The sequence below is a fragment of the Pseudomonas sp. PB3P13 genome (assembly GCF_054897735.1).
In genome coordinates this window covers 4,348,858-4,374,842 of the sequence record NZ_CM142702.1, presented here as the reverse complement: position 1 = coordinate 4,374,842, position 25,985 = coordinate 4,348,858, and the positions used below count along the sequence as shown (strand labels likewise).

The 25,985-nt window shown below is 58.8% G+C and carries 22 protein-coding genes and 1 pseudogene; 15 read left to right on the top strand and 8 right to left on the bottom strand.

The window, feature by feature from the left end; genetic code table 11:
* Nucleotides 1–11: 11 nt before the first annotated feature.
* Nucleotides 12–824 (bottom strand): cytochrome C assembly family protein, encoded by an 813-nt coding sequence (locus tag ACYZT1_RS20110; protein ID WP_462016387.1) that lies wholly within the window; start codon nucleotides 822–824, stop codon nucleotides 12–14.
* A 195-nt stretch (nucleotides 825–1,019) separates the two neighbouring features.
* Here ACYZT1_RS20110 and ffh point away from each other — a divergent pair, with 195 nt between their 5' ends.
* The 10 genes from ffh (at nucleotide 1,020) to ACYZT1_RS20060 (ending at nucleotide 10,631) form a co-directional block, all read left to right on the top strand.
* Nucleotides 1,020–2,396, top strand: a complete 1,377-nt coding sequence (gene ffh / locus ACYZT1_RS20105) for a signal recognition particle protein (RefSeq protein ID WP_462016386.1) — start codon at nucleotides 1,020–1,022, stop codon at nucleotides 2,394–2,396.
* 249 nt (nucleotides 2,397–2,645) lie between these two features.
* A complete protein-coding gene (gene rpsP / locus ACYZT1_RS20100) occupies nucleotides 2,646–2,897 on the top strand; it encodes a 30S ribosomal protein S16 (protein ID WP_007944872.1) in 252 nt (83 codons plus the stop codon).
* A gap of 5 nt (nucleotides 2,898–2,902) precedes the next feature.
* Complete coding sequence (rimM, locus tag ACYZT1_RS20095; RefSeq protein ID WP_008014731.1) at nucleotides 2,903–3,439, top strand: ribosome maturation factor RimM; 537 nt, start codon at nucleotides 2,903–2,905, stop codon at nucleotides 3,437–3,439.
* On the top strand, nucleotides 3,421–4,194 hold the full coding sequence (gene trmD / locus ACYZT1_RS20090; protein WP_462016385.1) for a tRNA (guanosine(37)-N1)-methyltransferase TrmD: 774 nt from the start codon (nucleotides 3,421–3,423) through the stop codon (nucleotides 4,192–4,194). Before rimM ends, trmD begins: the two co-directional genes overlap by 19 nt.
* A 45-nt stretch (nucleotides 4,195–4,239) precedes the next feature.
* Nucleotides 4,240–4,590 (top strand): 50S ribosomal protein L19, encoded by a 351-nt coding sequence (gene rplS, locus ACYZT1_RS20085; RefSeq protein WP_003175895.1) that lies wholly within the window; start codon nucleotides 4,240–4,242, stop codon nucleotides 4,588–4,590.
* Between the two features lie 98 nt (nucleotides 4,591–4,688).
* Nucleotides 4,689–5,585 carry a site-specific tyrosine recombinase XerD gene (gene xerD, locus ACYZT1_RS20080; RefSeq protein ID WP_462016384.1) on the top strand — a complete coding sequence of 299 codons (897 nt, stop codon included), beginning with the start codon at nucleotides 4,689–4,691 and terminating at the stop codon, nucleotides 5,583–5,585.
* 205 nt (nucleotides 5,586–5,790) lie between these two features.
* Nucleotides 5,791–6,522: a bifunctional protein-disulfide isomerase/oxidoreductase DsbC gene (gene dsbC / locus ACYZT1_RS20075; protein ID WP_462016383.1), complete on the top strand. Its 732-nt coding sequence runs from the start codon at nucleotides 5,791–5,793 to the stop codon at nucleotides 6,520–6,522.
* Between the two features lie 132 nt (nucleotides 6,523–6,654).
* Nucleotides 6,655–7,959, top strand: coding sequence for a homoserine dehydrogenase (locus tag ACYZT1_RS20070; protein WP_462016382.1), 1,305 nt, complete (start codon nucleotides 6,655–6,657; stop codon nucleotides 7,957–7,959).
* A gap of 104 nt (nucleotides 7,960–8,063) precedes the next feature.
* Nucleotides 8,064–9,473, top strand: coding sequence for a threonine synthase (gene thrC, locus ACYZT1_RS20065; RefSeq protein WP_462016381.1), 1,410 nt, complete (start codon nucleotides 8,064–8,066; stop codon nucleotides 9,471–9,473).
* Nucleotides 9,474–10,343: 870 nt separating this feature from the next.
* Nucleotides 10,344–10,631 (top strand): DUF3509 domain-containing protein, encoded by a 288-nt coding sequence (locus ACYZT1_RS20060; RefSeq protein WP_462016380.1) that lies wholly within the window; start codon nucleotides 10,344–10,346, stop codon nucleotides 10,629–10,631.
* Nucleotides 10,632–10,799: 168 nt separating this feature from the next.
* Here the strand turns inward: ACYZT1_RS20060 and ACYZT1_RS20055 are convergent, their stop codons facing one another.
* Both ACYZT1_RS20055 and ACYZT1_RS20050 read right to left on the bottom strand, forming a co-directional pair.
* Nucleotides 10,800–11,771: a TIGR02285 family protein gene (locus tag ACYZT1_RS20055; protein WP_462016379.1), complete on the bottom strand. Its 972-nt coding sequence runs from the start codon at nucleotides 11,769–11,771 to the stop codon at nucleotides 10,800–10,802.
* Nucleotides 11,698–12,897, bottom strand: a complete 1,200-nt coding sequence (locus ACYZT1_RS20050) for a CaiB/BaiF CoA transferase family protein (RefSeq protein ID WP_462016378.1) — start codon at nucleotides 12,895–12,897, stop codon at nucleotides 11,698–11,700. The genes ACYZT1_RS20055 and ACYZT1_RS20050 overlap by 74 nt, the downstream gene beginning before the upstream one ends.
* Before the next feature lie 146 nt (nucleotides 12,898–13,043).
* Between ACYZT1_RS20050 and ACYZT1_RS20045 the strand changes: the two genes are divergently transcribed.
* The 3 genes from ACYZT1_RS20045 (at nucleotide 13,044) to ACYZT1_RS20035 (ending at nucleotide 16,751) form a co-directional block, all read left to right on the top strand.
* Complete coding sequence (locus ACYZT1_RS20045; RefSeq protein WP_462016377.1) at nucleotides 13,044–13,586, top strand: YaeQ family protein; 543 nt, start codon at nucleotides 13,044–13,046, stop codon at nucleotides 13,584–13,586.
* A gap of 58 nt (nucleotides 13,587–13,644) precedes the next feature.
* Nucleotides 13,645–15,354 (top strand): single-stranded-DNA-specific exonuclease RecJ, encoded by a 1,710-nt coding sequence (recJ, locus tag ACYZT1_RS20040; RefSeq protein WP_462016376.1) that lies wholly within the window; start codon nucleotides 13,645–13,647, stop codon nucleotides 15,352–15,354.
* A gap of 290 nt (nucleotides 15,355–15,644) precedes the next feature.
* Nucleotides 15,645–16,751, top strand: a complete 1,107-nt coding sequence (locus ACYZT1_RS20035; RefSeq protein WP_462016375.1) for an NADH:flavin oxidoreductase/NADH oxidase — start codon at nucleotides 15,645–15,647, stop codon at nucleotides 16,749–16,751.
* Nucleotides 16,752–17,190: 439 nt separating this feature from the next.
* Here ACYZT1_RS20035 and ACYZT1_RS20030 read toward each other — a convergent pair whose 3' ends face one another.
* The 4 genes from ACYZT1_RS20030 to ACYZT1_RS20015 form a co-directional block, all read right to left on the bottom strand.
* Complete coding sequence (locus tag ACYZT1_RS20030; RefSeq protein ID WP_462016374.1) at nucleotides 17,191–18,315, bottom strand: OpgC family protein; 1,125 nt, start codon at nucleotides 18,313–18,315, stop codon at nucleotides 17,191–17,193.
* Nucleotides 18,316–18,516: 201 nt separating this feature from the next.
* On the bottom strand, nucleotides 18,517–20,328 hold the full coding sequence (locus ACYZT1_RS20025; RefSeq protein WP_462016373.1) for a DAHL domain-containing protein: 1,812 nt from the start codon (nucleotides 20,326–20,328) through the stop codon (nucleotides 18,517–18,519).
* The gene (locus tag ACYZT1_RS20020) at nucleotides 20,325–21,281 is read right to left on the bottom strand and encodes a cytochrome-c peroxidase (protein WP_462019291.1); all 957 of its coding nucleotides are present in this window, start codon (nucleotides 21,279–21,281) and stop codon (nucleotides 20,325–20,327) included. Before ACYZT1_RS20020 ends, ACYZT1_RS20025 begins: the two co-directional genes overlap by 4 nt.
* Before the next feature lie 43 nt (nucleotides 21,282–21,324).
* Complete coding sequence (locus ACYZT1_RS20015) at nucleotides 21,325–23,196, bottom strand: putative bifunctional diguanylate cyclase/phosphodiesterase (RefSeq protein WP_462016372.1); 1,872 nt, start codon at nucleotides 23,194–23,196, stop codon at nucleotides 21,325–21,327.
* A gap of 288 nt (nucleotides 23,197–23,484) precedes the next feature.
* On the opposite strand from ACYZT1_RS20015, the gene ACYZT1_RS20010 reads away from it, so the two are divergent.
* Entirely contained in the window at nucleotides 23,485–24,123 is a 639-nt protein-coding gene (locus ACYZT1_RS20010; protein WP_462016371.1) for a LysE family translocator, read from the top strand.
* 92 nt (nucleotides 24,124–24,215) lie between these two features.
* Here ACYZT1_RS20010 and metR read toward each other — a convergent pair whose 3' ends face one another.
* Nucleotides 24,216–25,133, bottom strand: a complete 918-nt coding sequence (gene metR / locus ACYZT1_RS20005; protein WP_462016370.1) for a transcriptional regulator MetR — start codon at nucleotides 25,131–25,133, stop codon at nucleotides 24,216–24,218.
* 192 nt (nucleotides 25,134–25,325) lie between these two features.
* Between metR and ACYZT1_RS20000 the strand changes: the two are divergent.
* Nucleotides 25,326–25,980, top strand: a pseudogene (locus ACYZT1_RS20000) (5-methyltetrahydropteroyltriglutamate--homocysteine S-methyltransferase); the annotation flags it as partial.
* Between the last annotated feature and the right edge of the window lie 5 nt (nucleotides 25,981–25,985).

Below are 25,985 nucleotides of genomic sequence, written 5' to 3'. Positions count from 1 at the left end.
AGTGCCGCCCGTCAGATGTGCAGAATGTATTCACGGACCAGCTTGCTGCCGAAGTACGCCAGCATCAGCAGGCAAAAACCGGCGAGGGTCCAGCGAATGGCCTTGTGTCCGCGCCAGCCGAGTCGATTGCGTCCCCATAACAGCACGCTGAAAACAATCCAGGCGAGGCACGCCAACAAGGTTTTGTGCACCAGGTGCTGGGCGAACAGGTTCTCGACGAACAGCCAGCCGGAAATCAATGACATCGACAGCAGTGTCCAGCCAGCCCAGAGGAAACCGAACAGCAGGCTTTCCATGGTTTGCAGCGGCGGGAAATTCCTGATCAGTCCGGAAGGGTGCTTGTGCTTGAGTTGATGGTCCTGCACCAGCAGCAACAACGCCTGGAACACCGCGATGGTGAACATGCCGTACGCGAGGATGGACAAGAGAATGTGGGCAAGAATGCCCGGTTCCTCGTCGATGATCTGCACCGTGCCAGCGGGCGCGAACTGCGCCAGTAAAACCGTCGCGGCCCCCAGCGGGAACAGCAATACAAGCAGGTTTTCCACCGGGATCCGCGAGCAGGCCAGCAGCGTCAGGGCAATGACTGCTGCGGCGATCAGGCTGGCGGCACTGAAAAAGTCCAGGCCCAGGCCGATCGGTGTCAACAGGTGAGTGAGCAGGCTGGCGCTGTGGGCCAGCACCGCCAGTACGCCGAGCGTGACCAGCAGGCGCTTGTTCGCCTTGGCGCCGGTGGCCAGACGAGTGCCTTGATAGAGAGTCGCAGCGGCATATAAACAGGCGGCGGCGAGGGTGGTAAGCAAACTGGGTGACAAGGGGAGCATAAATCCTGTTAGGCAAGCCCGAAAGGCGCTGAGTTTGGCATAGAACCCACACACCACGAAAGTGCGAGGTGTCCGCCAGACGCAGTCTTCGCTATAATCCGCGACCTGCCCACGCCGCAGGCTCGCCGAGCTCATGTTTATCACGGTCCGGGCCGCCATTATCCCGGTCAACACAGGGCCTGAAAGGATCGCGCAATGTTTGAAAACTTAACCGACCGTCTCTCGCAGACGCTGCGCCATGTCACCGGCAAGGCCAAGCTGACCGAAGACAACATCAAAGACACGCTGCGCGAAGTGCGCATGGCGTTGCTCGAGGCCGACGTTGCGTTGCCGGTGGTCAAGGACTTCGTCAACTCGGTCAAGGAGCGCGCCGTCGGCACCGAAGTGTCGCGCAGCCTGACGCCGGGCCAGGCCTTCGTGAAGATCGTCCAGGCCGAACTCGAAAGCCTGATGGGTGCCGCCAACGAAGACTTGAACCTGAGCGCCGTGCCACCCGCCATCGTCTTGATGGCCGGTCTGCAGGGCGCGGGTAAAACCACCACGGCCGGCAAACTTGCGCGCTTCCTTAAAGAGCGCAAGAAGAAATCGGTCATGGTGGTGTCCGCGGACATCTACCGTCCGGCGGCGATCAAGCAGCTGGAAATGCTCGCCGGTGAGGTGGGCGTCACCTTCTTCCCGTCCAACCTGAGCCAAAAGCCGGTCGAGATTGCGCAAGCCGCTATTAAAGAAGCCAGGCTGAAATTCATCGATGTGGTCATCGTCGATACCGCTGGTCGTCTGCATATCGACGAAGAGATGATGGGCGAGATCAAGGCGTTGCATGCCGCGATCAACCCGGTGGAAACCCTGTTCGTGGTCGACGCCATGACCGGCCAGGACGCTGCCAACACGGCCAAGGCCTTCGGTGATGCACTGCCGCTGACCGGTGTGATTCTGACCAAGGTCGACGGCGATGCCCGTGGCGGTGCAGCGCTGTCGGTTCGCGCCATCACCGGTAAACCGATCAAGTTTATCGGTATGGGCGAGAAGAGCGACGCGCTCGAACCGTTCCACCCTGAGCGTATCGCCTCGCGCATTCTTGGCATGGGCGACGTGCTCAGCCTGATCGAACAGGCTGAGCAGACCCTCGACAAGGACAAGGCCGACAAGCTTGCGAAGAAATTAAAGAAGGGCAAGGGCTTCGACCTCGAAGACTTCCGAGATCAGTTGCAACAGATGAAAAACATGGGCGGCCTCGGTGGCCTCATGGACAAACTGCCGAACATCGGCGGTGTCAATCTGGCGCAGATGGGCAACGCCCAGGGCGCGGCAGAGAAACAATTCAAGCAGATGGAAGCCATCATCAATTCAATGACCCCGGCCGAGCGCCGCGACCCTGAGCTGATCAGCGGTTCGCGCAAGCGCCGGATTGCCATGGGTTCCGGCACCCAGGTGCAGGACATCGGTCGCTTGATCAAGCAGCACAAGCAGATGCAGAAGATGATGAAGAAATTTTCCGCCAAAGGCGGAATGGCCAAAATGATGCGCGGCATGGGCGGTATGTTGCCCGGCGGCGGCATGCCGAAAATGTAAATATTTCGCGCGAAAGTCCGCTTTTGCGCAGCCCACACGGAAGTGGGATCAACAGCAAACCCGCACTTGGCGGGAGCTGACTGGCCGTTAACAACGACGGCTCTATAGCAAATCTGGATGGCGGCTGGTAGAGCGCCGGAAAAAGACATTTGCAAAAGTCCGGATATTCCTTAGAATATGCGGCCTTTCGGGCACCTATGCCCGCTGTGCCTTTAGATTTGCAGCACCGACTACAGGAACGATGTTCACATGCTAACAATCCGTCTTGCCCTTGGCGGCTCCAAAAAGCGCCCGTTTTACCACTTGACCGTAACCGACAGCCGCAACCCGCGCGACGGTTCGCACAAGGAACAGGTTGGTTTCTTCAACCCTGTTGCTCGTGGTCAGGAAGTTCGTCTGTCCGTGAACCAAGAGCGCGTAGCCTACTGGCTGAGCGTTGGTGCACAACCTTCTGAGCGTGTTGCTCAGTTGTTGAAGGACGCTGCCAAGGCTGCGGCCTGAGCAATATGAACGCAACGCCGGCTGTTGCTGATGATTTGATCGTTATCGGCAAGATTTACTCTGTTCATGGCGTTCGCGGCGAAGTGAAGGTTTATTCCTTTACTGATCCGACTGAAAACCTGTTGCAGTACAAAACCTGGACGCTCAAGCGCGAAGGCAATGTGAAACAGGTCGAGCTGGTCAGCGGACGTGGGAACGACAAGTTCCTGGTCGCAAAGCTCAAGGGTCTTGATGATCGTGAAGAAGCCCGTCTTCTGGCTGGTTATGAGATCTGCGTGCCGCGCAACCTGTTCCCTGAATTGACCGACGGCGAGTACTACTGGTACCAGCTGGAAGGTCTGAAGGTTATTGATCAACTCGGGCAATTGCTCGGGAAAATCGATCATCTTCTGGAAACCGGCGCCAATGATGTAATGGTGGTCAAGCCTTGCGCTGGCAGCCTGGATGATCGCGAACGCCTGTTGCCCTATACCGAGCAATGCGTGTTGGCTGTCGACCTTGCCGCAGGCGAGATGAAGGTGGAATGGGATGCGGACTTCTAAACGTGGCTAATTTGCGCGTAGAAGTGATCAGTTTGTTTCCCGAGATGTTCGCCGCCATCAGCGAGTACGGCATCACCAGTCGTGCGGTGAAACAGGGGCTCTTGCAGCTCACCTGTTGGAATCCGCGAGACTACACGACGGATCGGCATCACACTGTGGACGATCGCCCATTTGGCGGTGGCCCGGGCATGGTGATGAAGATCAAACCCCTGGAAGATGCTCTGGTTCAGGCCAAGGCAGCAGCCGGGGAGGCGGCGAAGGTGATTTACCTGTCCCCCCAAGGCCGTCAACTGACTCAGTCGGCGGTACGCGAGTTGGCGAATCTGGATGCATTGATCCTGATTGCCGGCCGTTATGAAGGCATTGACGAGCGTTTTATTGAGGCTCATGTCGATGAAGAGTGGTCGATTGGCGACTATGTACTGTCTGGCGGCGAGCTGCCGGCGATGGTCCTGATCGATGCGGTTACACGACTGCTGCCTGGAGCTTTAGGGCATGCGGACTCCGCCGAGGAAGATTCCTTTACGGATGGTTTGCTGGATTGCCCGCACTACACCCGACCGGAGGTGTATGCGGATCAGCGTGTTCCCGACGTATTGCTAAGTGGCAATCACGCGCATATCCGGCGTTGGCGTTTACAGCAGTCCCTTGGTAGGACCTTTGAACGACGCGCCGATCTTCTGGAAAGCCGCTCGCTTTCTGGAGAAGAGAAGAAGCTGCTCGAGGAATACATCCGCGAGCGGGACGATAGTTAACAACGTATCGATGGTAAATCCGACGATTTACCTTAGGAGCACAGCATGACTAACAAAATCATCCTTGCACTCGAAGCAGAGCAGATGACCAAAGAAATCCCTACCTTTGCCCCGGGCGACACCATTGTCGTTCAGGTGAAAGTGAAGGAAGGCGACCGTTCGCGTCTGCAAGCGTTCGAAGGTGTTGTGATCGCCAAGCGTAACCGCGGCGTAAACAGTGCTTTCACCGTGCGTAAAATCTCCAACGGTGTTGGCGTAGAGCGTACTTTCCAGACCTACAGCCCGCAAATCGACAGCATGGCCGTTAAACGTCGCGGTGACGTACGTAAAGCCAAGCTGTACTACCTGCGTGACCTGTCCGGTAAAGCAGCTCGCATCAAGGAAAAACTGGCTTAAGTCCAGCTTTCCGATGCAGAAAAAAGCAGCCTGCGGGCTGCTTTTTTGTTGCCCGCGATTTATCTTCCTGACCGTGACACGGTCCTGCCTGAGCCCTTATGCCTGCCATTGATCATCCGCTGATAGACCAGTTTCTCGACGCTCTGTGGCTGGAGAAAGGTCTGTCCGATAACACCCGCCAAGCCTATCGCAGCGACCTGGCGCTATTTAATGGCTGGTTGCAGGACAAGGGTCTGGAGCTGATCAACGCCGGTCGTGAGTTGATCCTCGATCATCTGGCCTGGCGCCTGGAGCACAACTACAAACCCCGTTCCACCGCGCGATTCCTCTCGGGCGTGCGTGGCTTCTATCGCTATCTGCTGCGAGAAAAGTTGATCGCAGCCGATCCGACGTTACGCGTTGATATGCCTCAGCTCGGCAGGCCGTTACCCAAATCCTTGTCGGAGGCGGATGTGGAAGCGCTGCTGAAGGCACCCGATCTGAGCGAGGCCATCGGTCAGCGCGACCGTGCCATGCTCGAGGTGCTTTACGCCTGTGGCTTGCGAGTGACGGAGCTGATCAGCCTGACGCTGGAACAGGTCAATCTGCGTCAAGGTGTGCTGCGGGTGATGGGCAAGGGCAGTAAGGAACGGCTGGTGCCTATGGGCGAAGAGGCGATTGTCTGGGTCGAGCGCTACATGCGCGACGCGCGCGGCGAGCTGCTGAGTGGACGTCCCAGCGACGTGCTGTTCCCCAGCCTGCGCGGCGAGCAGATGACTCGCCAGACGTTCTGGCATCGAATCAAGCATCAGGCCAAGGTCGCCGGGATCGGCAAGTCGCTCTCACCGCATACCTTGCGCCACGCTTTCGCCACGCACCTGCTCAACCATGGCGCCGATTTGCGCGTAGTGCAAATGCTGCTCGGTCACAGCGATCTGTCGACTACACAAATCTACACCCACGTCGCCCGCGCACGCTTGCAGGACCTGCATGCCAAACATCATCCGCGTGGATAACGCGGGCCTTGTAGCAGCTGGCGAAGCCTGCGTCCGGCTGCTACACAAAACGTCATACATCGGGGGGGGATTTCTCTAATCACCCGCATTCGGCCCCGCCAGCCTTATGTGATAGGCTTTGCCGGTTTGCACGGTGGGCGGTTGTGACCCGGTGTTTCGGCACCGGCGTTCTGATCGACCCATCTGTCCGTCTTCAGGAGTTCTCATGCGTCTGACCCAGATTTTCGCCGCCGCAGCCCTTGCGTTGGTCAGCACCTTTGCCGTCGCCGATGACGCGGCCGACAAAGCCATCCGTAAAAGCCTGGAAAACCTCCAGCTCGAAGTTCCGGTAGAAAGCATCTCCGCCAGCCCGTTGCCGGGCCTGTACGAAGTCAAGCTGCAAGGCAGCCGGGTGCTCTACGCCAGCGCCGATGGCCAGTATGTGGTTCAGGGCTACATGTTCCAGCTCAAGGACGGCAAACCGGTCAACCTGACCGAGAAAACCGAGCGCCTGGGCGTTTCCAAACTGGTCAACGCAATCCCCCTCGCGGAAACCGTGGTCTACCCGGCTATTGGCGAGACCAAATCGCACATCACCGTCTTCACCGACACCACCTGCCCGTACTGTCACAAGCTGCACGCCGAAGTGCCCGAGCTGAACAAGCGCGGCATCGAAGTGCGTTATGTGGCCTTCCCGCGTCAGGGCCTGGGTTCGCCGGGTGACGAGCAGCTGCAAGCCGTCTGGTGCTCGAAAGACAAGAAAGCCGCGATGGACAAGATGGTCGACGGCAAGGAAATCAAAGCCGCCAAATGCGATAACCCGGTTTCCAAACAGTTTGCCCTCGGCCAATCGATCGGCGTGAACGGCACACCGGCCATCGTTTTGGCTGACGGTCAGGTCATTCCGGGCTACCAGCCTGCGCCACAAGTCGCCAAACTGGCACTGGGCGCGAAGTAGATTCGCATCGTCACGGGCAGCCTTGACGATCATGGTCCGGCGGCAGTTTTGCCGGGCCATCAATAGAGAGCCGCGAGCATGCGGCTGTTTTCACGGCCGGCCTTGAGTCGGCCGTTTCATGGGGAGTTCACAGTGAAACCGGTCAAAGTAGGCATCTGTGGGTTAGGGACCGTCGGTGGCGGAACCTTCAACGTACTTCAGCGCAACGCCGAGGAAATTGCTCGTCGTGCCGGGCGTGAAATCGAAGTGGCACAAATTGCCATGCGCACGCCAAAGCCTCAGTTCCAGACGACCGGTATTGCGATTACCAACGATGTCTTCGATGTGGCCACGAACCCTGAGATCGACATCGTCATAGAGCTGATGGGCGGCTACACCGTTGCCCGCGAGCTGGTACTCAAAGCGATCGAGAACGGAAAACATGTAGTCACCGCGAACAAGGCGCTGATCGCCGTTCACGGCAATGAAATTTTCGCCAGGGCTCGCGAGAAAGGCGTGATCGTGGCGTTCGAAGCGGCCGTGGCCGGTGGCATTCCGGTGATCAAGGCGATCCGTGAAGGTCTGTCCGCCAACCGCATCAACTGGGTGGCCGGCATCATCAATGGCACCGGCAACTTTATCCTCACTGAAATGCGTGAGAAAGGTCGTACGTTTGAGGACGTCCTCGTCGAAGCGCAGGCGCTCGGTTATGCAGAAGCTGATCCGACCTTCGACGTAGAGGGTATCGATGCGGCTCACAAGCTGACGATTCTCGCCTCCATCGCGTTCGGCATACCGCTGCAGTTCGACAAGGCTTACACCGAAGGCATCACCCGGCTCACTACCGCCGACGTCAACTACGCCGAAGCGCTGGGCTACCGCATTAAACACTTGGGTGTGGCGCGCAGCACTGCTTGCGGCATTGAACTGCGCGTGCATCCGACGCTGATCCCGGCCGATCGCCTGATCGCCAACGTCAACGGTGTGATGAACGCGGTGATGGTCAATGGTGATGCCGCCGGTTCGACCCTGTTCTACGGTGCCGGCGCGGGTATGGAGCCAACCGCTTCATCAGTGATCGCCGATCTGGTCGATGTAGTACGCGCCATGACCTGCGACCCCGAAAACCGCGTGCCGCACCTGGCCTTTCAACCGGATTCGCTGTCGGCGCACCCGATCCTGCCGATCGAGGCCTGCGAAAGCGCTTACTACCTGCGCATTCAGGCCAAGGATCATCCGGGTGTGCTGGCGCAAGTTGCGAGCATTCTCTCGGAGGGCGGCATCAACATCGAGTCGATCATGCAGAAGGAAGTCGAAGAACACGACGGCCTGGTGCCGATGATTCTGATCACGCACCGCGTGCTTGAGCAGCACATCAACGACGCGATCGCCGCTCTTGAAGCGTTGGCGGACGTAGTCGGGCCGGTTGTGCGGATTCGTGTCGAACATCTGAATTAACAGCAGCTGCAAGTTTCAAGCTGCAAGCTGCAAGTGAGAGCAAAGCCGTTTTTCACTTGTAGCTTGTAGCTTGCGGCTTGAAGCAAAACCGAAGGTTTGCTCTTATGCGCTATATAAGTACTCGCGGCCAGGCACCGGCCCTTAATTTCGAAGATGTCCTGCTGACCGGTCTTGCCACCGACGGTGGTCTGTACGTCCCGGAAAATCTGCCACGTTTTACCCACGAAGAGATCGCTTCCTGGGCCGGTCTGCCGTATCACGAACTGGCTTTCCGGGTGATGCGCCCGTTCGTGACCGGCAGCATTCCCGATGCCGATTTCAAAAAAATTCTCGAAGAAACCTACGGCGTGTTTTCGCACAGCGCCGTTGCACCGCTGCGTCAGCTGAACGGTAACGAATGGGTGCTGGAGTTGTTCCACGGTCCGACGTTGGCGTTCAAGGATTTCGCTCTGCAACTGCTCGGTCGATTGCTCGACTACGTGCTGGAGAAACGCGGCGAGCGCGTGGTGATCGTGGGTGCCACCTCGGGCGATACCGGGTCGGCGGCCATCGAAGGCTGCAAGCACTGCGAGAACGTCGACATTTTCATCCTGCACCCGCACAACCGTGTGTCCGAGGTGCAGCGTCGGCAGATGACCACGATCTTCGGCGAGAACATCCACAACATCGCCATTGAAGGCAACTTCGATGACTGCCAGGAAATGGTCAAGGCGAGCTTCGCCGACCAGAGCTTCCTCAAGGGCACCCGCCTGGTCGCGGTGAATTCGATCAACTGGGCGCGGATCATGGCCCAGATCGTTTATTACTTCCACGCGTCCCTGCAGTTGGGCGGTCCGGCTCGTTCGGTGTCGTTCTCGGTGCCCACCGGCAACTTTGGTGACATCTTCGCCGGCTACCTGGCGCGCAACATGGGCCTGCCGATCAATCAGTTGATCGTCGCCACCAACCGCAATGACATTCTGCACCGCTTCATGAGCGGCAATCAGTACGTCAAGGAAACCCTGCACGCCACGCTGTCGCCGTCGATGGACATCATGGTTTCGTCGAACTTTGAGCGTCTGCTGTTTGACCTGCACGGTCGCAACGGCGCGGCGATTGCCGGTTTGATGGACAGCTTCCGCCAGGGTGGTGGTTTCAGCGTTGAACAGGAGCGCTGGACCGAGGCTCGCAAGCTGTTTGATTCGCTGGCCGTCGATGACGCTCAGACCTGCGAGACCATTGCAGAAGTCTACGCGCAGACCGGTGAGCTGCTGGATCCGCACACCGCCATCGGCGTGAAAGCGGCGCGCGAATGCCGTCGCAGTCTGGATATTCCGATGGTGATCCTGGGCACGGCGCATCCGGTCAAATTCCCGGACGCTGTGTTGAAAGCAGGCGTGGGGAAAGCGCTGGAGTTGCCGGTGCATCTCACGGATCTGTTTGAACGAAATGAGCGCTGCACGGTGTTGCCAAATGATTTGAAGGCAGTGCAGGCGTTTGTTGGCCAGCATGGGAATCGTGGGAAGCCGCTTTGACTTGTACGTTTGACTGACTGGTTTTAGCCGGCGCTTGTGAAGCTCTGTCTGTACTCGGTCCACCGTGGGAGCTGCCTGCCGGCGCGGCTATGCATGGGCGCTTAAGTTTTGTCGGTAGACATATCCGTTGCTGCGGTTGCTGCTGAAATGGTTGCGCTTTTACAGCGAGTCACTTGGAGAAGCCTGCGCGGCCCGGCCCCAAGTAACCAAGCGCTCTTGCCCCTGACGTCCGGTGGCTCGGGTAGGCTCGCCATGCCTTCGCTCCGGTCCTGCTCCGTGGGCCCGCTGCCATCGGCCATCCATGGCCGGGGGCAGCTAACCCGGCATCCATGCCGAGTTTCTCACTGCGCAGAACCTCCACTCAGCCTCCCGACGCAGGCTGCGCCAGCTGCAGGTGATGTGTCGAGTTGGAGTCCTGCGCGGCAGGCGAAGCGTTTTGGTTACTTTGCGCCGGGCCGCGTAGGCTTTTCCAAAGTGACTCGCCGTCAGGGCGAAACCAATACCAGCCATCACCAAAATATCGGATCTGCCCACCTTCAAAACAAACGTCGCCCGACACACCGCCATCGCGAGCAAGCTCGGCTCTTACAGGTTTTGCGTACGCAGGCCCCAACCGTAGCAACGGATCTGTACACCCTCAAAAATCCACGTCGCCCACAAAGCCATCGCGAGCAGGCTCGCTCCACACACGTGTATGCCAAACCGCGCTGTCGCTGTTTTTTCCCTGTCATCTTCACCGTGCATGCTCAACCAAGCAGAGACGCCGAAGCGCTCGCAGCGGGAATCCAGAACTTTCCTCCCGGGCCGGTGGTCATTTACTGTGGACACGCCCCTGGCACATTGTTTTCGGACTATTGAGTGGTGATCGAGATGGAAAGTATCAGTCTATTGCTCGGTGAGGCTCTGAGCCCGTATCAGGTTTCGTTGACGCCGTCGGGCGCACAGGGCGAATGCCTTGTGACTCTCAAGAGCGCAACAGGCGCAATCGTGGTCGAACGCGAATTCAACCAGGTACAACTGAGCGACAAACGCCTGCTCACGGACGTGGTCGACGGTTTGCGTCGTGATCTGATGATCGCTGAAGGACGCCTGGAACCCTGCGTGATTGCAGCGTTGCGAAATGCCGCCCAGGACAAGGTGCTGGCTGGCCGTAATTGATTTGTTTTTTGTAGGAAACTTCCCGCGCTCGCGTTAGTCAGAGCATGTAACAACGGGATCAAGCATTGTGCTCCGGTGCCTGGAGCCTGTTGTTACTGGTCTTTTGTAGGCCACGTTTAACCCCGAGTCGTCTCCCCACTTCTCGGGGTTTCTTTTGCCTGCGATTTGTCACCGCCCGTCCCGCTCGATAAAAAACAACCGGCTGTCTTCCAGATAATCTTGGCGACTTTCCGGGTCCAGCCAAGCGGCGTAGGCCTCGCTCACTGGAGCGCGAGGCAAGGTGCGCAGCAGTTGATCGATCTCCCGGACTGCCTGGCGACCCTGCGCTGTGGCGCTGCAGCCGATGTAGCCGGAGAGGTATTTGCCCGTGCCGCGAATCGGAAAAAACTGCAATTCATCTTCGGCAATTCCCTGTTGTCGGGCCTGGTAGCGAATCTCGGGACGGTAACCCAAGAGCATTCGCAAACGCCCCAGACGCTGCATCTGCAACAGACTGCCGAGGGCATCGTTGCCGTAGTGCAGCGTCAGCGAGGTGGGCGGGGCCTGTTCGATCAGCGCGTCGAGGTGTTCGCCATAATTGCGCCCGGCAATGATGCCGAGAGTCTCGCTACCTTTGGCCAGCACTGCCGCCACGTCGACTTCGCCCTCCTTGATGAAGGGTTTGAGAAATGCCTGATCGTTGCGCCGCACCACCAGGCCGTTACTCATCGCTCGAAAAACCGGCGCCGTGAACGCGATCCACTGCTCGCGTTCCTTGCTTCGGTTCAGCGCCGCATCGCAGGTGAGTGTGGGCTCCCGAAGCATTTGCAAACCACGCGCGCGATTCACCCGCATCAGGGTGTGTTGGTATTGCGGCATCCGCGCAATCAACAGCGGCAGTAATCGATCGATGACGCCCCGACCCTTCTGCGGCCCTTCGAAAATCATCAGCGGCGGCAGATCGCGCAGCAACCAGACGAGCGTCTCCTTGGGTTGCGCGATCGTTGACGAGGCTGGCGTGGCGAGCAGCATCAAAACTGCCAGCGTGCGATGGCTGAGTGCCGCGCAGGCAAGCAGGCGTTTCAGCTTAAATGGCTCCGTCTGCGCGAAGCTTCGCGATCTGCTGCAAGTCGTAGCCAAGGTCGTTGAGTACCTGCGCATTATGCTCGCCCAACTGCGGTCCGACCCATTGCGAACTGCCGGGTGTCTCGGACAGTTTCGGCACAATGCCCGGCATCTTGAAATCTTTGCCATCCGGCAGCTTCGCTTTGAGGAACATCTCGCGCGCCAGGTATTGCGGATCGCTGAACATGTCTTCAGCGCTGAAGATACGGCTGGCCGGCACGTCGGCCTGATTCAGTTGCTCGATAATGCTGTCCAGCGGCAACGAATTGACCCAGCGATCAATCACGCCGTAGAGCTCGTCGCGCCGGCTATCGCGTCCGTCATTACTGGCCAGCAGCGGATCGTTGGCGAGGTCTTCGCGGCCGATGAGCAGCATGAAGCGCTTGAAAATCGCATCGCCATTGGCGCCGATCTGCACATGTTTGCCATCGGCGCTGGTGTGGATCGAAGAGGGCGTGATGCCGGGCATGATGTTGCCAGTGCGTTCGCGGATGAAGCCAAACACGTCGAACTCCGGGACCATGCTTTCCATCATGGCGAAAATCGCTTCATACAGCGCCACGTCGACCACTTGGCCGAGACCGCCGTTAACTTCGCGATGACGCAGCGCCATCAGCGCGCCAATCACACCCCACAGCGCGGCAATCGAATCGCCGATGGAAATGCCGGTGCGGACTGGCGGTCGGTCTTCGAAACCGGTGATGTAGCGCAGGCCGCCCATGGATTCGCCGACCGCACCGAAGCCTGGCTGGTCTTTCATCGGCCCGGTCTGGCCAAAGCCCGAGAGCCGCACCATCACCAGTTTGGGGTTGAGAGCGTGCAGAACGTCCCAGCCCAGACCGAGTTTCTCCAGCACGCCGGGGCGAAAATTCTCGATCAGAATGTCGGCTTCGCTGAGCAACTTCTTGAGGATCGCCAAACCTTGCGGGTGCTTCAGGTTCAGCGTCAGGGACTTCTTGTTGCGCGCCTGAACGAACCACCACAAGGACGTGCCTTCATACAACTTGCGCCATTTACGCAAGGGATCACCGCCGTCGGGCGACTCGACCTTGATCACGTCGGCACCGAACTCGCCGCAAATGCGCGAGGCAAACGGTCCGGCGATCAAGGTGCCCAATTCGATGACTTTCAGGCCTGTGAGCGGTTTGGCGGCGAACGGCATGCTGGATCCTGTAAGACTTTGGTTGGCGGGTAGAGCGTTTTAGCACAGCCCGTCGTCAGTCGCTTGGGGTTGATCGCCTTCTATTCGATGATTACCGGCTGCATCGGTTAGACTTGCCGCCTTTCCACGTATCAAGAAGCCCGTTCATGGCCCAGCCGTCCACCACCTACAAGTTCGAACTGAACCTCACCGACCTCGACCGCAGCGTCTACGAGAGCGTGAAGCAGACCATCGCCCGTCACCCTTCGGAAACCGAAGAACGCATGACCGTGCGGCTGCTGGCCTACGCCTATTGGTACAACGAACAACTGTCGTTTGGCCGCGGTCTGTCAGACGTGGACGAACCCGCGCTGTGGGAAAAGAGCCTGGATGATCGCGTTCTGCACTGGATCGAAGTCGGCCAGCCTGACGCCGATCGTCTGACCTGGTGCTCGCGCCGCACCGAGCGCACCAGTCTGCTGGCGTACGGCAGCCTGCGCGTCTGGGAAACCAAGGTGATCCCGGCGATCAAGAACCTGAAGAACGTGCACATCGCGGCCGTGCCCCAGGAAGTCCTGGAAACCCTGGCCAAAGACATGCCCCGCGTTATCAAGTGGGACGTCATGATCAGCGAAGGGACGATTTTCGTCACCGACGATCGCGGCCAACACGAAGTCCAGTTGCAGTGGCTGAGCGGCGAACGCGGCTGAATTTTCGCCACCTCATCCGGTTTTATCCTACGTATTGAAGAGAAGCTCCTGTCACCCCATGCGCATCGAACCTCGCCTGTTGCCCGACACCCTGCCATTCCTCGGTGATTTGCCGCCGCTGCTGACCCGTCTGTACGCGGCGCGGGGCGTGCAGTCCGAAGCCGAGCTGGACAAGAGCCTGGCACGGTTGATCCCGTTCCAGCGCCTCAAAGGTATCGATGCCGCAGTGGATTTGCTGGTGACCGCACTGGAGCAGCGGCAGCGGATTCTGATCGTCGGCGACTTTGATGCCGATGGCGCCACAGCCAGCACCGTGGGCGTACTTGGCTTGCGATTGCTGGGCGCGGCTCATGTCGATTATCTGGTGCCGAACCGCTTCGAGTATGGCTACGGTCTGACCCCGGAAATCGTCGAAGTGGCGCTCACGCGTACGCCGCAGTTGCTGATCACGGTGGACAATGGCATCTCCAGTGTCGAAGGTGTGGCCGCGGCGAAACTGGCTGGCCTTCAAGTGCTGGTCACTGACCACCATTTGCCCGGCGATGAGTTGCCGTTGGCCGATGCCATCGTCAATCCGAATCAGCCAGGGTGCGAATTCCCGAGCAAAGCGCTGGCCGGCGTCGGGGTGATTTTCTATGTGCTGATGGCCTTGCGTGCGCGATTGCGCAGTCTCGGCTGGTACGACAACAAGCCGCAGCCGAACATCGGTGAACTGCTTGATCTGGTGGCATTGGGAAGTGTTGCCGACGTGGTGCCACTGGACGCCAATAACCGCATTCTGGTGCATCAGGGGCTGGAACGGATCCGCGCCGGGCGTGCTCGGCCGGGCATCAAGGCAATCCTCGAAGTGGCCAAGCGGGATCACGCGCGCATCACGTCCACCGACCTGGGCTTTATCCTTGGCCCGCGTCTGAATGCCGCAGGCAGGCTGGATGACATGAGTCTGGGCATCGAATGTTTGCTGACCGACAGCGCAGCGCTCGCGCGGGAAATGGCGGTGCAACTCGATGGCATGAATCAGGATCGCAAATCCATCGAACAGGGCATGCAGCGTGAAGCGCTGGCACAGCTCAAGGATTTGCCGGTCGATTCCATGCCGTTCGGTTTGTGTCTGTTCGATCCGGAGTGGCACCAGGGTGTCATCGGAATCCTCGCGTCGCGTATGAAAGAGCGCTATTTCCGTCCGACTTTTGCTTTCGCCGATGCGGGAGACGGCTTGCTCAAAGGGTCAGGGCGTTCGGTTCAAGGCTTTCACATTCGCGACGCTCTGAGCGTGGTGGCGGCGCAGCATCCCAACCTGATCAGCAAATATGGCGGTCACGCCATGGCGGCCGGTCTGACCTTGCCGCAAGCCAATTTTTCGCTGTTCGCCGAAGCGTTTGATGCAGAAGTGCGTCGGCAACTGCGCGAAGAAGACCTGACCGGGAGAATGCTGTCGGACGGTACACTGGCGGTCGAAGAATTCCACTTGGAATTGGCCCGTGCCCTGCGGCAGGCCGGGCCTTGGGGCCAGCATTTTCCCGAGCCTCTGTTTCATGGGGTGTTTCAATTGGTTGAGCAGCGGGTGGTTGGCGAGCGGCACCTGAAAGTGGTGCTCAAAAGCGAGTGCGGTGCGGTGAAACTGGACGGCATCGCTTTCGGCATCGACCGCGAGGTGTGGCCGAATCCGACCATCAAATGGGTGGAGTTGGCGTACAAGCTGGACCTCAACGAATTTCGCGGGAATGAAACTGTGCAGTTGATGATTGCCCACATCGAACCGCGTTAAGGCCTTCTCGACCAAGCCCGCTCCACACATTGGTTTTGTGCTCGACGCATATCCATTGTGGGAGCGGGCTTGCCCTGGGCTTGCCCGCGAAAGCAATTTCCCTCACACCGAAGCTCTATGAAACCTCGCTCATCCCCCGATGTCGACTAGGCTCTAGGCACTGCTTGAAATCCTTGTGACGTCTTGTCGATTTTTTGCCCGCGGGGGCGGGTGCTGTGCCTTCTTTCCTGTCACTCGGCGACTTTTCAAACAGAACCCTGGAGCCTGCCCACTGATTCGAGAGGTGCCCCATGAGTCTGCTGCTTGAACCTTACACACTTCGCCAATTGACGCTGCTCAACCGCATCGCGGTGTCGCCGATGTGCCAGTATTCCAGCGTCGATGGCCTGGCCAATGACTGGCACCTTGTCCACCTCGGCAGTCGCGCTGTCGGCGGTGCCGGTCTGGTTTTCACCGAGGCCACAGCGGTCACTGCCGACGGTCGCATCACGGCCGAAGACCTGGGTCTGTGGAATGACGAACAGATCGAACCCCTGCAACGCATTACCCGTTTCATCTGCGCTCAAGGGGCGGTAGCCGGCATTCAATTGGCGCACGCCGGGCGCAAGGCCAGCACTTTTCGGCCGTGGCTGGGCAAGCATGGCAGCGTCAAACCGGATGACGGTGGCTGGACCCCGGTCGGCCCTTCACCGATCGCGTTTGACCCGCAGCATACTCAGCCCCGGCAACTCGACGACGGGGCGATTGCCGAGGTTATCCAGGCTTTTGTCTACTCGGCGAAGCGGGCACTGACGGCAGGTTTCAAGGTGGTGGAAATTCATGCGGCGCATGGTTATCTGCTGCATCAATTTCTTTCACCGCTGAGCAATCAGCGACGCGATCAATATGGCGGTTCGTTTGAAAACCGTATTCGTCTGGTGCTGCGGGTGACTGAAGCGGTACGTGCGGTGTGGCCCGAAGAGTTGCCGCTGTTCGTGCGGGTGTCGGCTACCGATTGGGTCGAGGATGGCTGGAATCCGGATGAAACCGTTGAGCTGGCGCGGCGGCTGAAGGACTTGGGCGTGGATTTGATTGATGTGTCTTCGGGGGGGACCGCGGCCAACGCGGAGATTCCGACCGGGCCTGGCTATCAGACGCGTTTTGCCGAGCGCGTGCGCAAAGAGTCGGGCATTGCAACCGGCACGGTGGGAATGATTACCGAGCCCGCGCAGGCTGAGCATATTTTGCGCACCTGTCAGGCGGACATTATTTTCCTGGCGCGTGAGTTGCTGCGCGATCCCTACTGGGCGTTACACGCAGATGATGATTTGGGCGGGCGCAATGCGATTTGGCCGGCGCAGTATCAGCGAGCAACGCATCGGGATCAGCCGATTCATGAGTCGGATTTGCGGGATTGAGTTGAGGTGTTTCTGCGAGGGGCCTCGGTCTGAGTGGTTTTTGCTGGTGTACATATCCGTTGCTGAGGTTGCTACTGATATTGGTTTCGCTTTTACAGCGAGTCACTTGGAGAAGCACCAAGTAACCAGGTGCTCTTGCCCCTGACCTCCGGTGGCGCGCCGAGGCGGCCTGATAGCCGACCTGGCTCGTGGGAGTTGCGCCAAATCTGCGCAGCAACACAAAACCCTTATAGCAGCTGGCGCAGCCTGCGTCAGACTCGGGTTGCGATCGGGCGTGGCAGGCGTAAACCAGCCTGTGCGGTTTCTCAGATGGACCCCATGCTCATCCCCAACAACGGATATACACCCACAAATCCAAAGTCGCCTGACGGAAAGCCTTCGCGAGCAAGCTTCGCTCCTATAGGGATGGATGACCGCGAGCCTTCATCACCGCGCTCACTCACGCCGCCACCGCGCCAAGCGAGCGATTCAAGCGCTTGTTGAAATCCAGCCAGGCTCCCAGCAACGCCATTAATCCGACACCCACCAACGCCGTGAGCACCCGCATGAGGACCGCATCATTGGCCATCGCATTGACCATGTCCGCCAACGGCGCCAGCAGCACGCCCAGGCAAAAAATTTCCAGCGAATAACGCCCCATGCGACAACTCTGCTGCGCCATCCAGTTCTGCGTCCAGCCACTGCCCGGCAAAAGCTTCGCAGTGACATAAGCGATCGCCAGAAAGTGCAGCAACCGCACCGGCGACAGATCGGTCTTGCTGATCGGGTACAACCAATGACTCAAACTCGCCGGCATCAACACATCATGAACGTCCGGCCAGCGCCATAGCAGCGTAATGATCCCGGCCATCAACGCGTACAACGCCGCCGCCACGAACATCGGCTGACACCACACCGGGCGAGTCTGCGCCAAGCGCGACCGCTGACCCTGAATCGCGGCGAATCCGCCCAGCACAAACAGCAACTGCCACGTCACAGGATTGAAGTACCAGACGCCGTCCTTGATCGCCGCAAGGTTCCAGCCAAACCCAGGCGCGAGCAAATACACCGTCAGGGATGCCGCGACGACTGCCCAGGCATTGCGCATCATCAGCGGCAAGACCAGCGACAGGCCCGCCAGCAGCACGATATACAGCGGCAGCGGGTCCATCAGGTTCGGTTTGAATCGCAGCAGCAACTCGTCCGTCAGAGCCTGTTGAGGGTTGGTGATGAAATGTTGCAGGCCCATTTCCTCGACCAGGTCGCGGGTTTCCACGTGGCTGTTGGCGAAAAACACAATGCCCATCAACATCGCCAACAGGAAAATGTGCACGACATAGAGCACCCAGGCGCGGCGCAGGATTTTCACGCAGGCGATCAGATAACCGTCGCGCTGGAGGATTTTTCCGTACGCCAGAACGGCCGCATAACCGGCGAGAAAGACAAAGATCTCGGCTGCATCGCTGAAGCCGAAATTACGCGGGGTGATTTGCCCCAGCGGATTGTGCGGCACGTGATCCCAGAAGATGAAGATCAGCGCAAGGCCTCGAAAAAAGTCGATGCGGTGATCGCGGTCAGATGTCATGGCGGCGGGCTCGTGAACGGGTATTGAGTAATGAGCCGTTGCCGGCGCCAAAGGTAGTGCGCCACACATCGGCGGCGCGCAGGGTGGCGCGAATTGCGGAGAATTGCAAAACACCGCTATTACTGAATGTCTCGACCACGACCTGCGAGTTGGGCTCAGGCGAAGCAGGATTTTCAGGTAGTCACTTGGTATCCGCTCCCGTCACGCCTCCACCGGCACTGGGGTCAGAGGAATCTGCAGGGTGAAGCAGGCACCCTTGCCCGGGCCGTCACTATGGGCGCTGAGGTGCCCGTTCATTTCGATCGCGGCCAGGGCGCAGCTGTGTAAACCGAAACCATGGCCTTCCTTGCGGGTGGTGAACCCATGAGCAAAGATGCGCGTCATGTTCTGCGCAGCGATGCCTTCGCCGTCGTCCTTGACGCTGATCTGCAGGGTCGTACCGTCGACGATCCTGACACCCAGCGTCATGTGTCGGGGACGTTTGCTGAGGTCCGACATGGCGTATTTGGCGTTGCTGATCAGATTGATCAAAATCAGCAGCAAACGGTGTTTGTCGCCCATTACCGGCGGCACTTCGTTGTAATCCTTGACCACGACGACCTGATGCCGGGTCAGCGCGCCGGCATTCATGCGCAGGGCGTCCTCCAGTAATTCGCTGATGTTCAGCGGTTCCATGAGGCTGTTGGCGCCGGCGTAGGATTGCTGAGTGGAGACGATGTCCTTGATGTGATCGACGCTTTTGCTCAACTGGGCAAGCTCTTGAGCCATGTCGCGTTGCTCAACGGCAATGGCGTCCACCAGTTGGTTGAGGTAACTGATCACTAACTGGCCTTTCTCGTCGCGGCTTAGAAAAGCCCCGAGGTCATCGGGGTGTTCATTGATCAGTTGCATGGCTTTACCCAGGCCCAATGCTTTGCTGCCGCGCAGTTTGCGACTGACCAGATCAGCCGAAATGTTGATGCTATTGAGCACGTTGCCAACGTTATGCAACACATTGGTGGCGATCTCTGCCATGCCGGCCAGGCGCGCGGTGGCGAGCAGTTCGCTTTGGGTGTCCTTGAGTTCGCGCGTGCGTTCTTCGACCCGCAATTCCAGCTCGTCATTGGCGGTTTGCAGGTCTTTGTTGACCCGGTGAATGACTGTGAAACTGCGCATCAGGTGAATCGCCAGGTACACCAGCAACAACACCAGCAGTACCGAAAACAACAGCATGAGGAAGTGGTAGCGCTGGTCGATCGCGTCAGCCTGCTGCTGATCCGAATTCAGCAAGCGGATGATTTCGTCCAGACGTTCGGCAACAGGGATCGCTTCGATGCGTTCGAGCAGATCGTTGACCACCGGTTGCTCGCGCAGGATCAGCGCGATGTGGTTGCTGAGAATGTCGATCGGGCTATGAAACTGCCCGGGCAAGCGCAGTTTGTTTACTGCCAGTTTGTTCAAACCCAGCAAAATGTCGGCGGCTTTTTCGTCGGAAGTGACCTGCGCGAACTCGAGGCTGCTCAGTAGCAAATCGTAAGTGTCGGTGGCGATGTTTTGCAGTTGCAGTTTGTCGCCATCGACGAGTTGAGCGAGTTGCCCCTGGATGTCGTCTTCGGCGGCCGGCAGAAAAGCCAGTGAGTTGCGCAGCAGGGCGTTGTGGGATTTGAACTGCTCTACCAGACGGATTTTTTCCGCGAGTGCATCGCTGTAGGCTGCGTGACTGGCGCGCCAGACCGGCGCGACGTTGCGGCCGTGATTCGATTCCATGGCGTCGAAGCGCTCCCACAACTCGGTCATCTCGGCCAATGGCATCACCAGACGATCGTAATTGGGATCGGTAGCGATCCTGGCTTTGAGGATCTGTAACTCCCATTGCGCATTCAGCTGTTTGATGCGGCCGATCACGTCTCGGGACTCGGCGTAGGTCGATGTCTGTTTCGAGTTCGATTTGAGGTACAAAAACAGCAGGGTGGAGGCCAGTAGAACAGCGACGACGCTGAGCAGTATCAGGCTGCGCCCGCGGGACATGTTCATAACGGTTTGCCCTCCCATTCACCGGTCAGGGTCTTGAGAAACTTGATGATCAGCGTTTTGTCCTCGGCAGACGGAATGCGCCCCAGCTGATACTTGAACATGACCTCTACCGCTTCTTCGAGGGATTGGGCCGAGCCGTCATGAAAGTACGGTGCGGTCACGGCGACGTTGCGCAGGCTAGGCACCTTGAATACGTTGCGGTCCATGTCGTCCCGCGTGATTCGAAAACGTCCCAGGTCAATCGGCGTGGGATTGCCGCGGGCCTTGAAATAATCGCCCATCACGCCGAATTTCTGCAGCATGTTGCCGCCGATGTTTACGCCCTGATGGCAGGCAATGCAGCCGCTGCTTTTGAAACGCTGGTAGCCATATTTTTCTTCCTGGCTGAGGATCCCGGTATCGCCTTGCAGGTATTGATCGAAACGCGAGTTGCTGCTGATTAGCGTGCGCTCGTAGGTGGCGAGGGCATTTTTTACGTTGGTTTCGGTTACGCCGTCCGGGTACGCCTTCTCGAATGACGCCCGGTAGGCGGCATCGGCGGCCAACATTTGTACCGCGTCCCTCCAGTCGCCGCCCATCTCGCCGGGGCTTTGCACCGCTTCGTGCACCTGGGCTTGCAGGGTCATGCTGCGCCCGTCCCAGAAGTGGCTGAAGTTCAGCGCTGCGTTGAAAATACTGGGGGTGTTCACCGACACCGGAAGGCCCAGAACACCCACGGAAAATGCGACCGAATCAGCCCCTCCTTTGTGCAATTGATGACAATGGGCGCAAGAGAGCGTGTTGTTGGCTGATAACCGCGTTTCATTGAACAGCTGACGCCCCAGTTCGACCTGCAATGGATTGAGTTGCGGCACGGCAGGCAACGGTTTGATGGGTTCGTCGAGCACCGCCCGGGCGTTCAGGCTGATCCCGCACAGGAGCATCAGAATCAGGCACAGCAGTGACGGCGACATCATGTGATCCCCTGTTGAACGTACGCATGCCGTTGTGCATCGTTCACAGTGGGGCAGAGGCGGCCTTCACCGACTGCAGATACTGCACGAAGACGTCCGGCGCCACCGGTTTGCTGAAGTAGTAACCCTGTACTTCATCACATTGGCGGGCCTTGAGGAATTCCAGTTGTTCGAGGGTTTCCACCCCTTCGGCAATGATGGTCAGGTTGAGGCTGCGACCCAGACTGATGATCGCGCTGACGAGCGCGGCGTCATTGCTGTCGCTGCTCAAGCCACGGATGAATGACTGATCGATTTTCAACACATCGACCGGGAAGCGTCGCAGGTAGCTGAGACTCGAGTAGCCGGTGCCGAAATCGTCGATGGCCAGGCGAACGCCCAGTGCTTTGATCCGGTTCAATGAATTGACCGTGGCTTCGACGTTTTGCATCAGTACGCCTTCAGTGATTTCAAGCTCCAGACAGGTCGGATTCATACCGGTTTGCCGGAGGATCTGTTCGATACCTTCAACGAAATCGCGCTGGCGGAAGTCGATCGCGGAGACGTTCACCGACACGCAGATCTTCGGCAGCCCGGCCGCAAGCCAGGCACAGGTTTGCCGACACGCCTGGGCCAGCACCCAACGGCTGAGCGGAACGATCAGCCCGCTGTCTTCGGCAACCCCGATGAAATCCGAAGGGTATACATGACCCTGTCCAGGTTTCTGCCAGCGGATCAAGGCCTCGGCACCCACCACCAGGCCGCTGCCCAGGTCCAGTTTCGGTTGGTAATGCAGGACAAATTCGTTGCGCTCCAGCGCCAGTCGAATGCCGGTCTCGATGCTCTGCTGGTCCCGGGCACGCTGGTTCATCTCTTCAATGAAGAAGCTGAAATCGTTCGGACCGCTTTCCTTGACGTTGCGCATCGCGGTTTCGGCTTTCTTGATCAGATCGATGGCGTCCAGACCATCGTCCGGGTAAATGCTGATGCCCAGGCAAGCGGTGACGCTTAAATCGTGGCCGGCGATGTGTTGTGGACGGCGGATGGATTTCAACAGTTTTTCGGCAATGCCTTTGGTTTGTTGCGGATGGTGGATATCGGCGAAGATCAATACGAATTCGTCCGAGCCGTAACGAAACACCGAGTCGGACTCGCGCACGGTGGCTACCAGGTTTTGCCCGACGCGTTTAAGCATTTCATCACCGGCCGGATGGCCGAGGGCATTGTTGATGCGTTTGAAGCGGTCGAGGCCGAGGAACATCACGGCCAGTTGCTTGTCATGCCGGCGCGAAAGGGCCAGCGATTGATTGAGGCGGTCGCCGAGCAAAGTGCTGTTGGGCAACCCGGTGAGAACGTCGTATTGCAGCAGATGGGAAACCTTGAGCAGCTCGTGAACCCTGGCTTCAATGGTTTGCTCCAGGCTGAGCATCTTCATCGCCGCGTCCTGGGCCATCTGCCATTTCCAGGTGAGGGCGCTGGCCATCTGGCGGATTTCCAGGCTGTCGAAAGGTTTTTTCAACACCAGCAACTGGTCGCCGAACTCCAGTCTGTCGGCAATGGCCTCCCAGCTGTAGTCGGAATACGCTGTGCACAGGGCGATTTGTAGCTGTGGATCGACTTTCCACAACTGCTCGATTGTCTCCAGACCGTCCCAGCCCGGAGGCATGCGCATGTCGGTAAACACCAGCGAATACGGGCGTCCTTCGGCCAGCGCCCGTTGCACCAGTTGCAGGGCTTCCTGACCCTGATAGGCCGAGTCGAGCTCAAACGACGGCCGCTCTGGCGACAGTGTACCGAACAGTGCTGCTTCGGTGTCCGCCAGCGATTGCTCGCCGTCGGCTACAGGATCGAGGATTTTGCGAAAATCCTGGTGGATGGAGGGCGCGTCGTCGACGATCAGGATGCGCCGATTGGTCCGGGCGAGCAGTCTGCTCATCGGCATCTGCCTGCACCGGCAGCGATTGGGTATGAAGCGTTCATGCGGGGCATCCTTTCCCTGATTACCTGACCGAAGCGGAGATTATGGATCCGGGTCAATGGAGCATAGACGCCCGGCTTCAACTTCGCGCAACTGACTGAGACGAATCATTTCCTGGACGCGGGAATCGCCTGGCGTTTGCCGCGGTGATGTCATGCTGGCGCCATTGACACGAACTTCATCCTGCCGTTTGATCGTGGTTCGCCGGGCACGATCAATTGCCCATTCATGCCAAAGGGACTCGCCATGATTCCGCTACACGATGTGCTGATTTTTGCTGCCGCCGCGCTGATCATGGTGCTCACGCCGGGGCCGAACATGATTTACCTGATCTCGCGTTCGATCTGTCAGGGACGCAAGGCCGGGGTGACGTCGCTGCTGGGCGTGGTCGCTGGTTTTCTTGTGCATCTGTTTGCGGCAGCCGCCGGTTTGACCGCAGTGTTTGTGGCGGTGCCGATGGCCTACGAAGTGCTCAAGTGGGCTGGCGCACTGTACTTGTTGTGGCTGGCCTGGCAGGCAGTCAAGCCGGGCGCCCGCTCACCGTTTGAAGCTCAACAGTTGCCGCCTGACTCTTCGCGAAAACTGATCACCATGGGGTTCCTCACCAGTGCGTTGAACCCGAAGATCGCGGTGTTCTACCTCTCGGTGTTTCCGCAATTCATCTCACCGGAGCACGGTTCGGTGTTCGCTCAGAGCATCGTGCTGGGCCTGACCCAGATTAGCGTCAGTTTCAGCGTCAACCTGTTGATCGCGCTGTTTGCGGCAGGGATTGCCTCATGGTTCGTCAGTAACCCTACCTGGCTGGCAGTGCAGCGCTACTTCATGGGGTTTGTGCTGGCGGCGCTCGCGGTACGGCTGATGCTCGAGCAACGCAGGACGGCTTGAAGATGTGGATCGAGCGACTGGATGTCAGCCATGCGTTGAGCAGCAAGGCGCGAGCTCTGAGACCCATGCGCTGCCACAGAATGTGTGTCGTTTTATTTAACCGCGCTGACCCCGTCGAGCGTCGAGAACGAGGTGTCCTTCGCCGTCAGCAGGAAGTCACGCATGTACGGCGCATCCAGCATGTCCGCGCGAATCCCGGCATACAGCGTCGCAAACAGACCTTTCTCACCCAGCCGCTTGGCTTTCACGTAGCCCCGTGAGCTGTACTCGTGCAACGCCCAGTGCGGCATGCCGCACACGCCGCGTCCGCTGGCGACCAGTTGCATCATCATCACCGTCAGTTCCGAGGTGCGTACCTGCGCCGGTTCGATGTCGGCGGGTTCGAGGAAACGGGTGAAGATGTCCAGCCGATCACGTTCCACCGGGTAGGTGATGAGGGTTTCGCTGAGCAGGTCTTCCGGGACGATGCAGGCCTTGCTGGCCAAGCGGTGCTGATTAGCCACCGCAAGCATCGCTTCATAAGTGAACAGCGGCACGTAGGTGATGCCGGCCAGTTCCAGGGGATCGGACGTCACCACTAAATCCAGATCGCCTCGGGCCAGGGCCGGCAGCGGTGCGAAAGAAAAACCCGAAGCCAGGTCCAGTTCGACTTCCGGCCAGGCATCGCGGAACTGGTCGATGGTCGGCATCAGCCACTGAAAACAGCTGTGGCACTCGATCGCCATGTGCAATCGCCCTGCGGTCCCGCCAGCCAGGCGCGCAATGTCGCGCTCGGCGCCACGCAGCAATGGCAGGGTCGCATCGGCCAACTGCAGCAAGCGCAAACCGGCGCTGGTAAATCGCACGGGTTTGGTTTTGCGTACGAACAGCGCCATGCCCATGCGCTCTTCAAGTTCCTTGAACTGGTGCGACAGCGCCGACTGGGTCAAGTGCAGCCGATCGGCTGCATCGACCAGGCTGTCGGCTTCGCGCAACGCGTGCAGGGTTTTCAGGTGACGGATTTCAAGCACCGGCGGCTCCATGAGGAAAACTTGTGATCAACACGAAAAGGTTGAGTTTGTCTCATGCTGCTCGGGCTGTCGACAATGGCGCCATGGTTTACCGCACCTTTTATAGAGAGCAATTTGATCATGGTCCTGGCACACACACTTGGTTTCCCGCGCATCGGCATCGATTGGCTGCCCGTCGGCAACTTCGACTGGCTGTTCGAGGAAGTCGAAACTCGTGCTCTCGGTCACACCGTCAAACCGGTGATCATCGGCCCGCTGACGTACCTCTGGCTGGGTAAGGCCAAAGGCAGGGATTTCGACTATCTCGATCTGCTGGAGCGATTGCTGCCGGTCTACAACGACATACTCGTGCGCCTCGCTGACCAAGGGGTGGAATGGGTGCAGATCGACGAACCGATTTTGACACTCGACTTGCCGCAGGCCTGGAAAAACGCCTTCGAGCGCGCTTACCACATCCTTCAATATTCGCCGCTGAAAAAACTCGTGGCCACCGGCTTCAGCGGGCTGACAGACAACCTCGGTCTGGCGGTCAGCCTGCCGGTGCATGGCTTGCACATCGACGCGGTGCGCGCACCGGATCAGCTCGGCCAAGTGCTGGACCGGCTGCCCACTTACAAAATTCTGTCGGTGGGCCTGGACAACGGTCATGACATTTGGCGCTGCGAACTGGAGCAAGCACTAGCGCAACTGCAACCGGCGCAGGAACGTTTCGGCGACAACCTGTGGGTCAGCAGTGTCTGTTCGCTGTTGCACAGCCCGGTGGACCGCGCATGCGAAGACAAGCTCGACCCGCACCTGAAAAGCTGGATGGCCTTTGCCGCGCACAAGTATGGCGAAATCGCCGCCTGGTCA

Coding starts and splice junctions, on each gene's coding strand:
- ACYZT1_RS20020 (WP_462019291.1), bottom strand. CDS start 21,281: ATGTCGCCGTCACTGCTGTGCCTGATTCTGATGCTCCTGTGCGGGATC.
- thrC (WP_462016381.1), top strand. CDS start 8,064: ATGCGCTATATAAGTACTCGCGGCCAGGCACCGGCCCTTAATTTCGAA.
- ACYZT1_RS20045 (WP_462016377.1), top strand. CDS start 13,044: ATGGCCCAGCCGTCCACCACCTACAAGTTCGAACTGAACCTCACCGAC.
- ACYZT1_RS20025 (WP_462016373.1), bottom strand. CDS start 20,328: ATGAACATGTCCCGCGGGCGCAGCCTGATACTGCTCAGCGTCGTCGCT.
- recJ (WP_462016376.1), top strand. CDS start 13,645: ATGCGCATCGAACCTCGCCTGTTGCCCGACACCCTGCCATTCCTCGGT.
- ACYZT1_RS20035 (WP_462016375.1), top strand. CDS start 15,645: ATGAGTCTGCTGCTTGAACCTTACACACTTCGCCAATTGACGCTGCTC.
- xerD (WP_462016384.1), top strand. CDS start 4,689: ATGCCTGCCATTGATCATCCGCTGATAGACCAGTTTCTCGACGCTCTG.
- ACYZT1_RS20015 (WP_462016372.1), bottom strand. CDS start 23,196: ATGAGCAGACTGCTCGCCCGGACCAATCGGCGCATCCTGATCGTCGAC.
- ACYZT1_RS20010 (WP_462016371.1), top strand. CDS start 23,485: ATGATTCCGCTACACGATGTGCTGATTTTTGCTGCCGCCGCGCTGATC.
- ACYZT1_RS20060 (WP_462016380.1), top strand. CDS start 10,344: ATGGAAAGTATCAGTCTATTGCTCGGTGAGGCTCTGAGCCCGTATCAG.
- ffh (WP_462016386.1), top strand. CDS start 1,020: ATGTTTGAAAACTTAACCGACCGTCTCTCGCAGACGCTGCGCCATGTC.
- trmD (WP_462016385.1), top strand. CDS start 3,421: ATGGGATGCGGACTTCTAAACGTGGCTAATTTGCGCGTAGAAGTGATC.
- rpsP (WP_007944872.1), top strand. CDS start 2,646: ATGCTAACAATCCGTCTTGCCCTTGGCGGCTCCAAAAAGCGCCCGTTT.
- rplS (WP_003175895.1), top strand. CDS start 4,240: ATGACTAACAAAATCATCCTTGCACTCGAAGCAGAGCAGATGACCAAA.
- rimM (WP_008014731.1), top strand. CDS start 2,903: ATGAACGCAACGCCGGCTGTTGCTGATGATTTGATCGTTATCGGCAAG.
- ACYZT1_RS20055 (WP_462016379.1), bottom strand. CDS start 11,771: ATGCGCAGGTACTCAACGACCTTGGCTACGACTTGCAGCAGATCGCGA.
- ACYZT1_RS20110 (WP_462016387.1), bottom strand. CDS start 824: ATGCTCCCCTTGTCACCCAGTTTGCTTACCACCCTCGCCGCCGCCTGT.
- ACYZT1_RS20030 (WP_462016374.1), bottom strand. CDS start 18,315: ATGACATCTGACCGCGATCACCGCATCGACTTTTTTCGAGGCCTTGCG.
- ACYZT1_RS20050 (WP_462016378.1), bottom strand. CDS start 12,897: ATGCCGTTCGCCGCCAAACCGCTCACAGGCCTGAAAGTCATCGAATTG.
- dsbC (WP_462016383.1), top strand. CDS start 5,791: ATGCGTCTGACCCAGATTTTCGCCGCCGCAGCCCTTGCGTTGGTCAGC.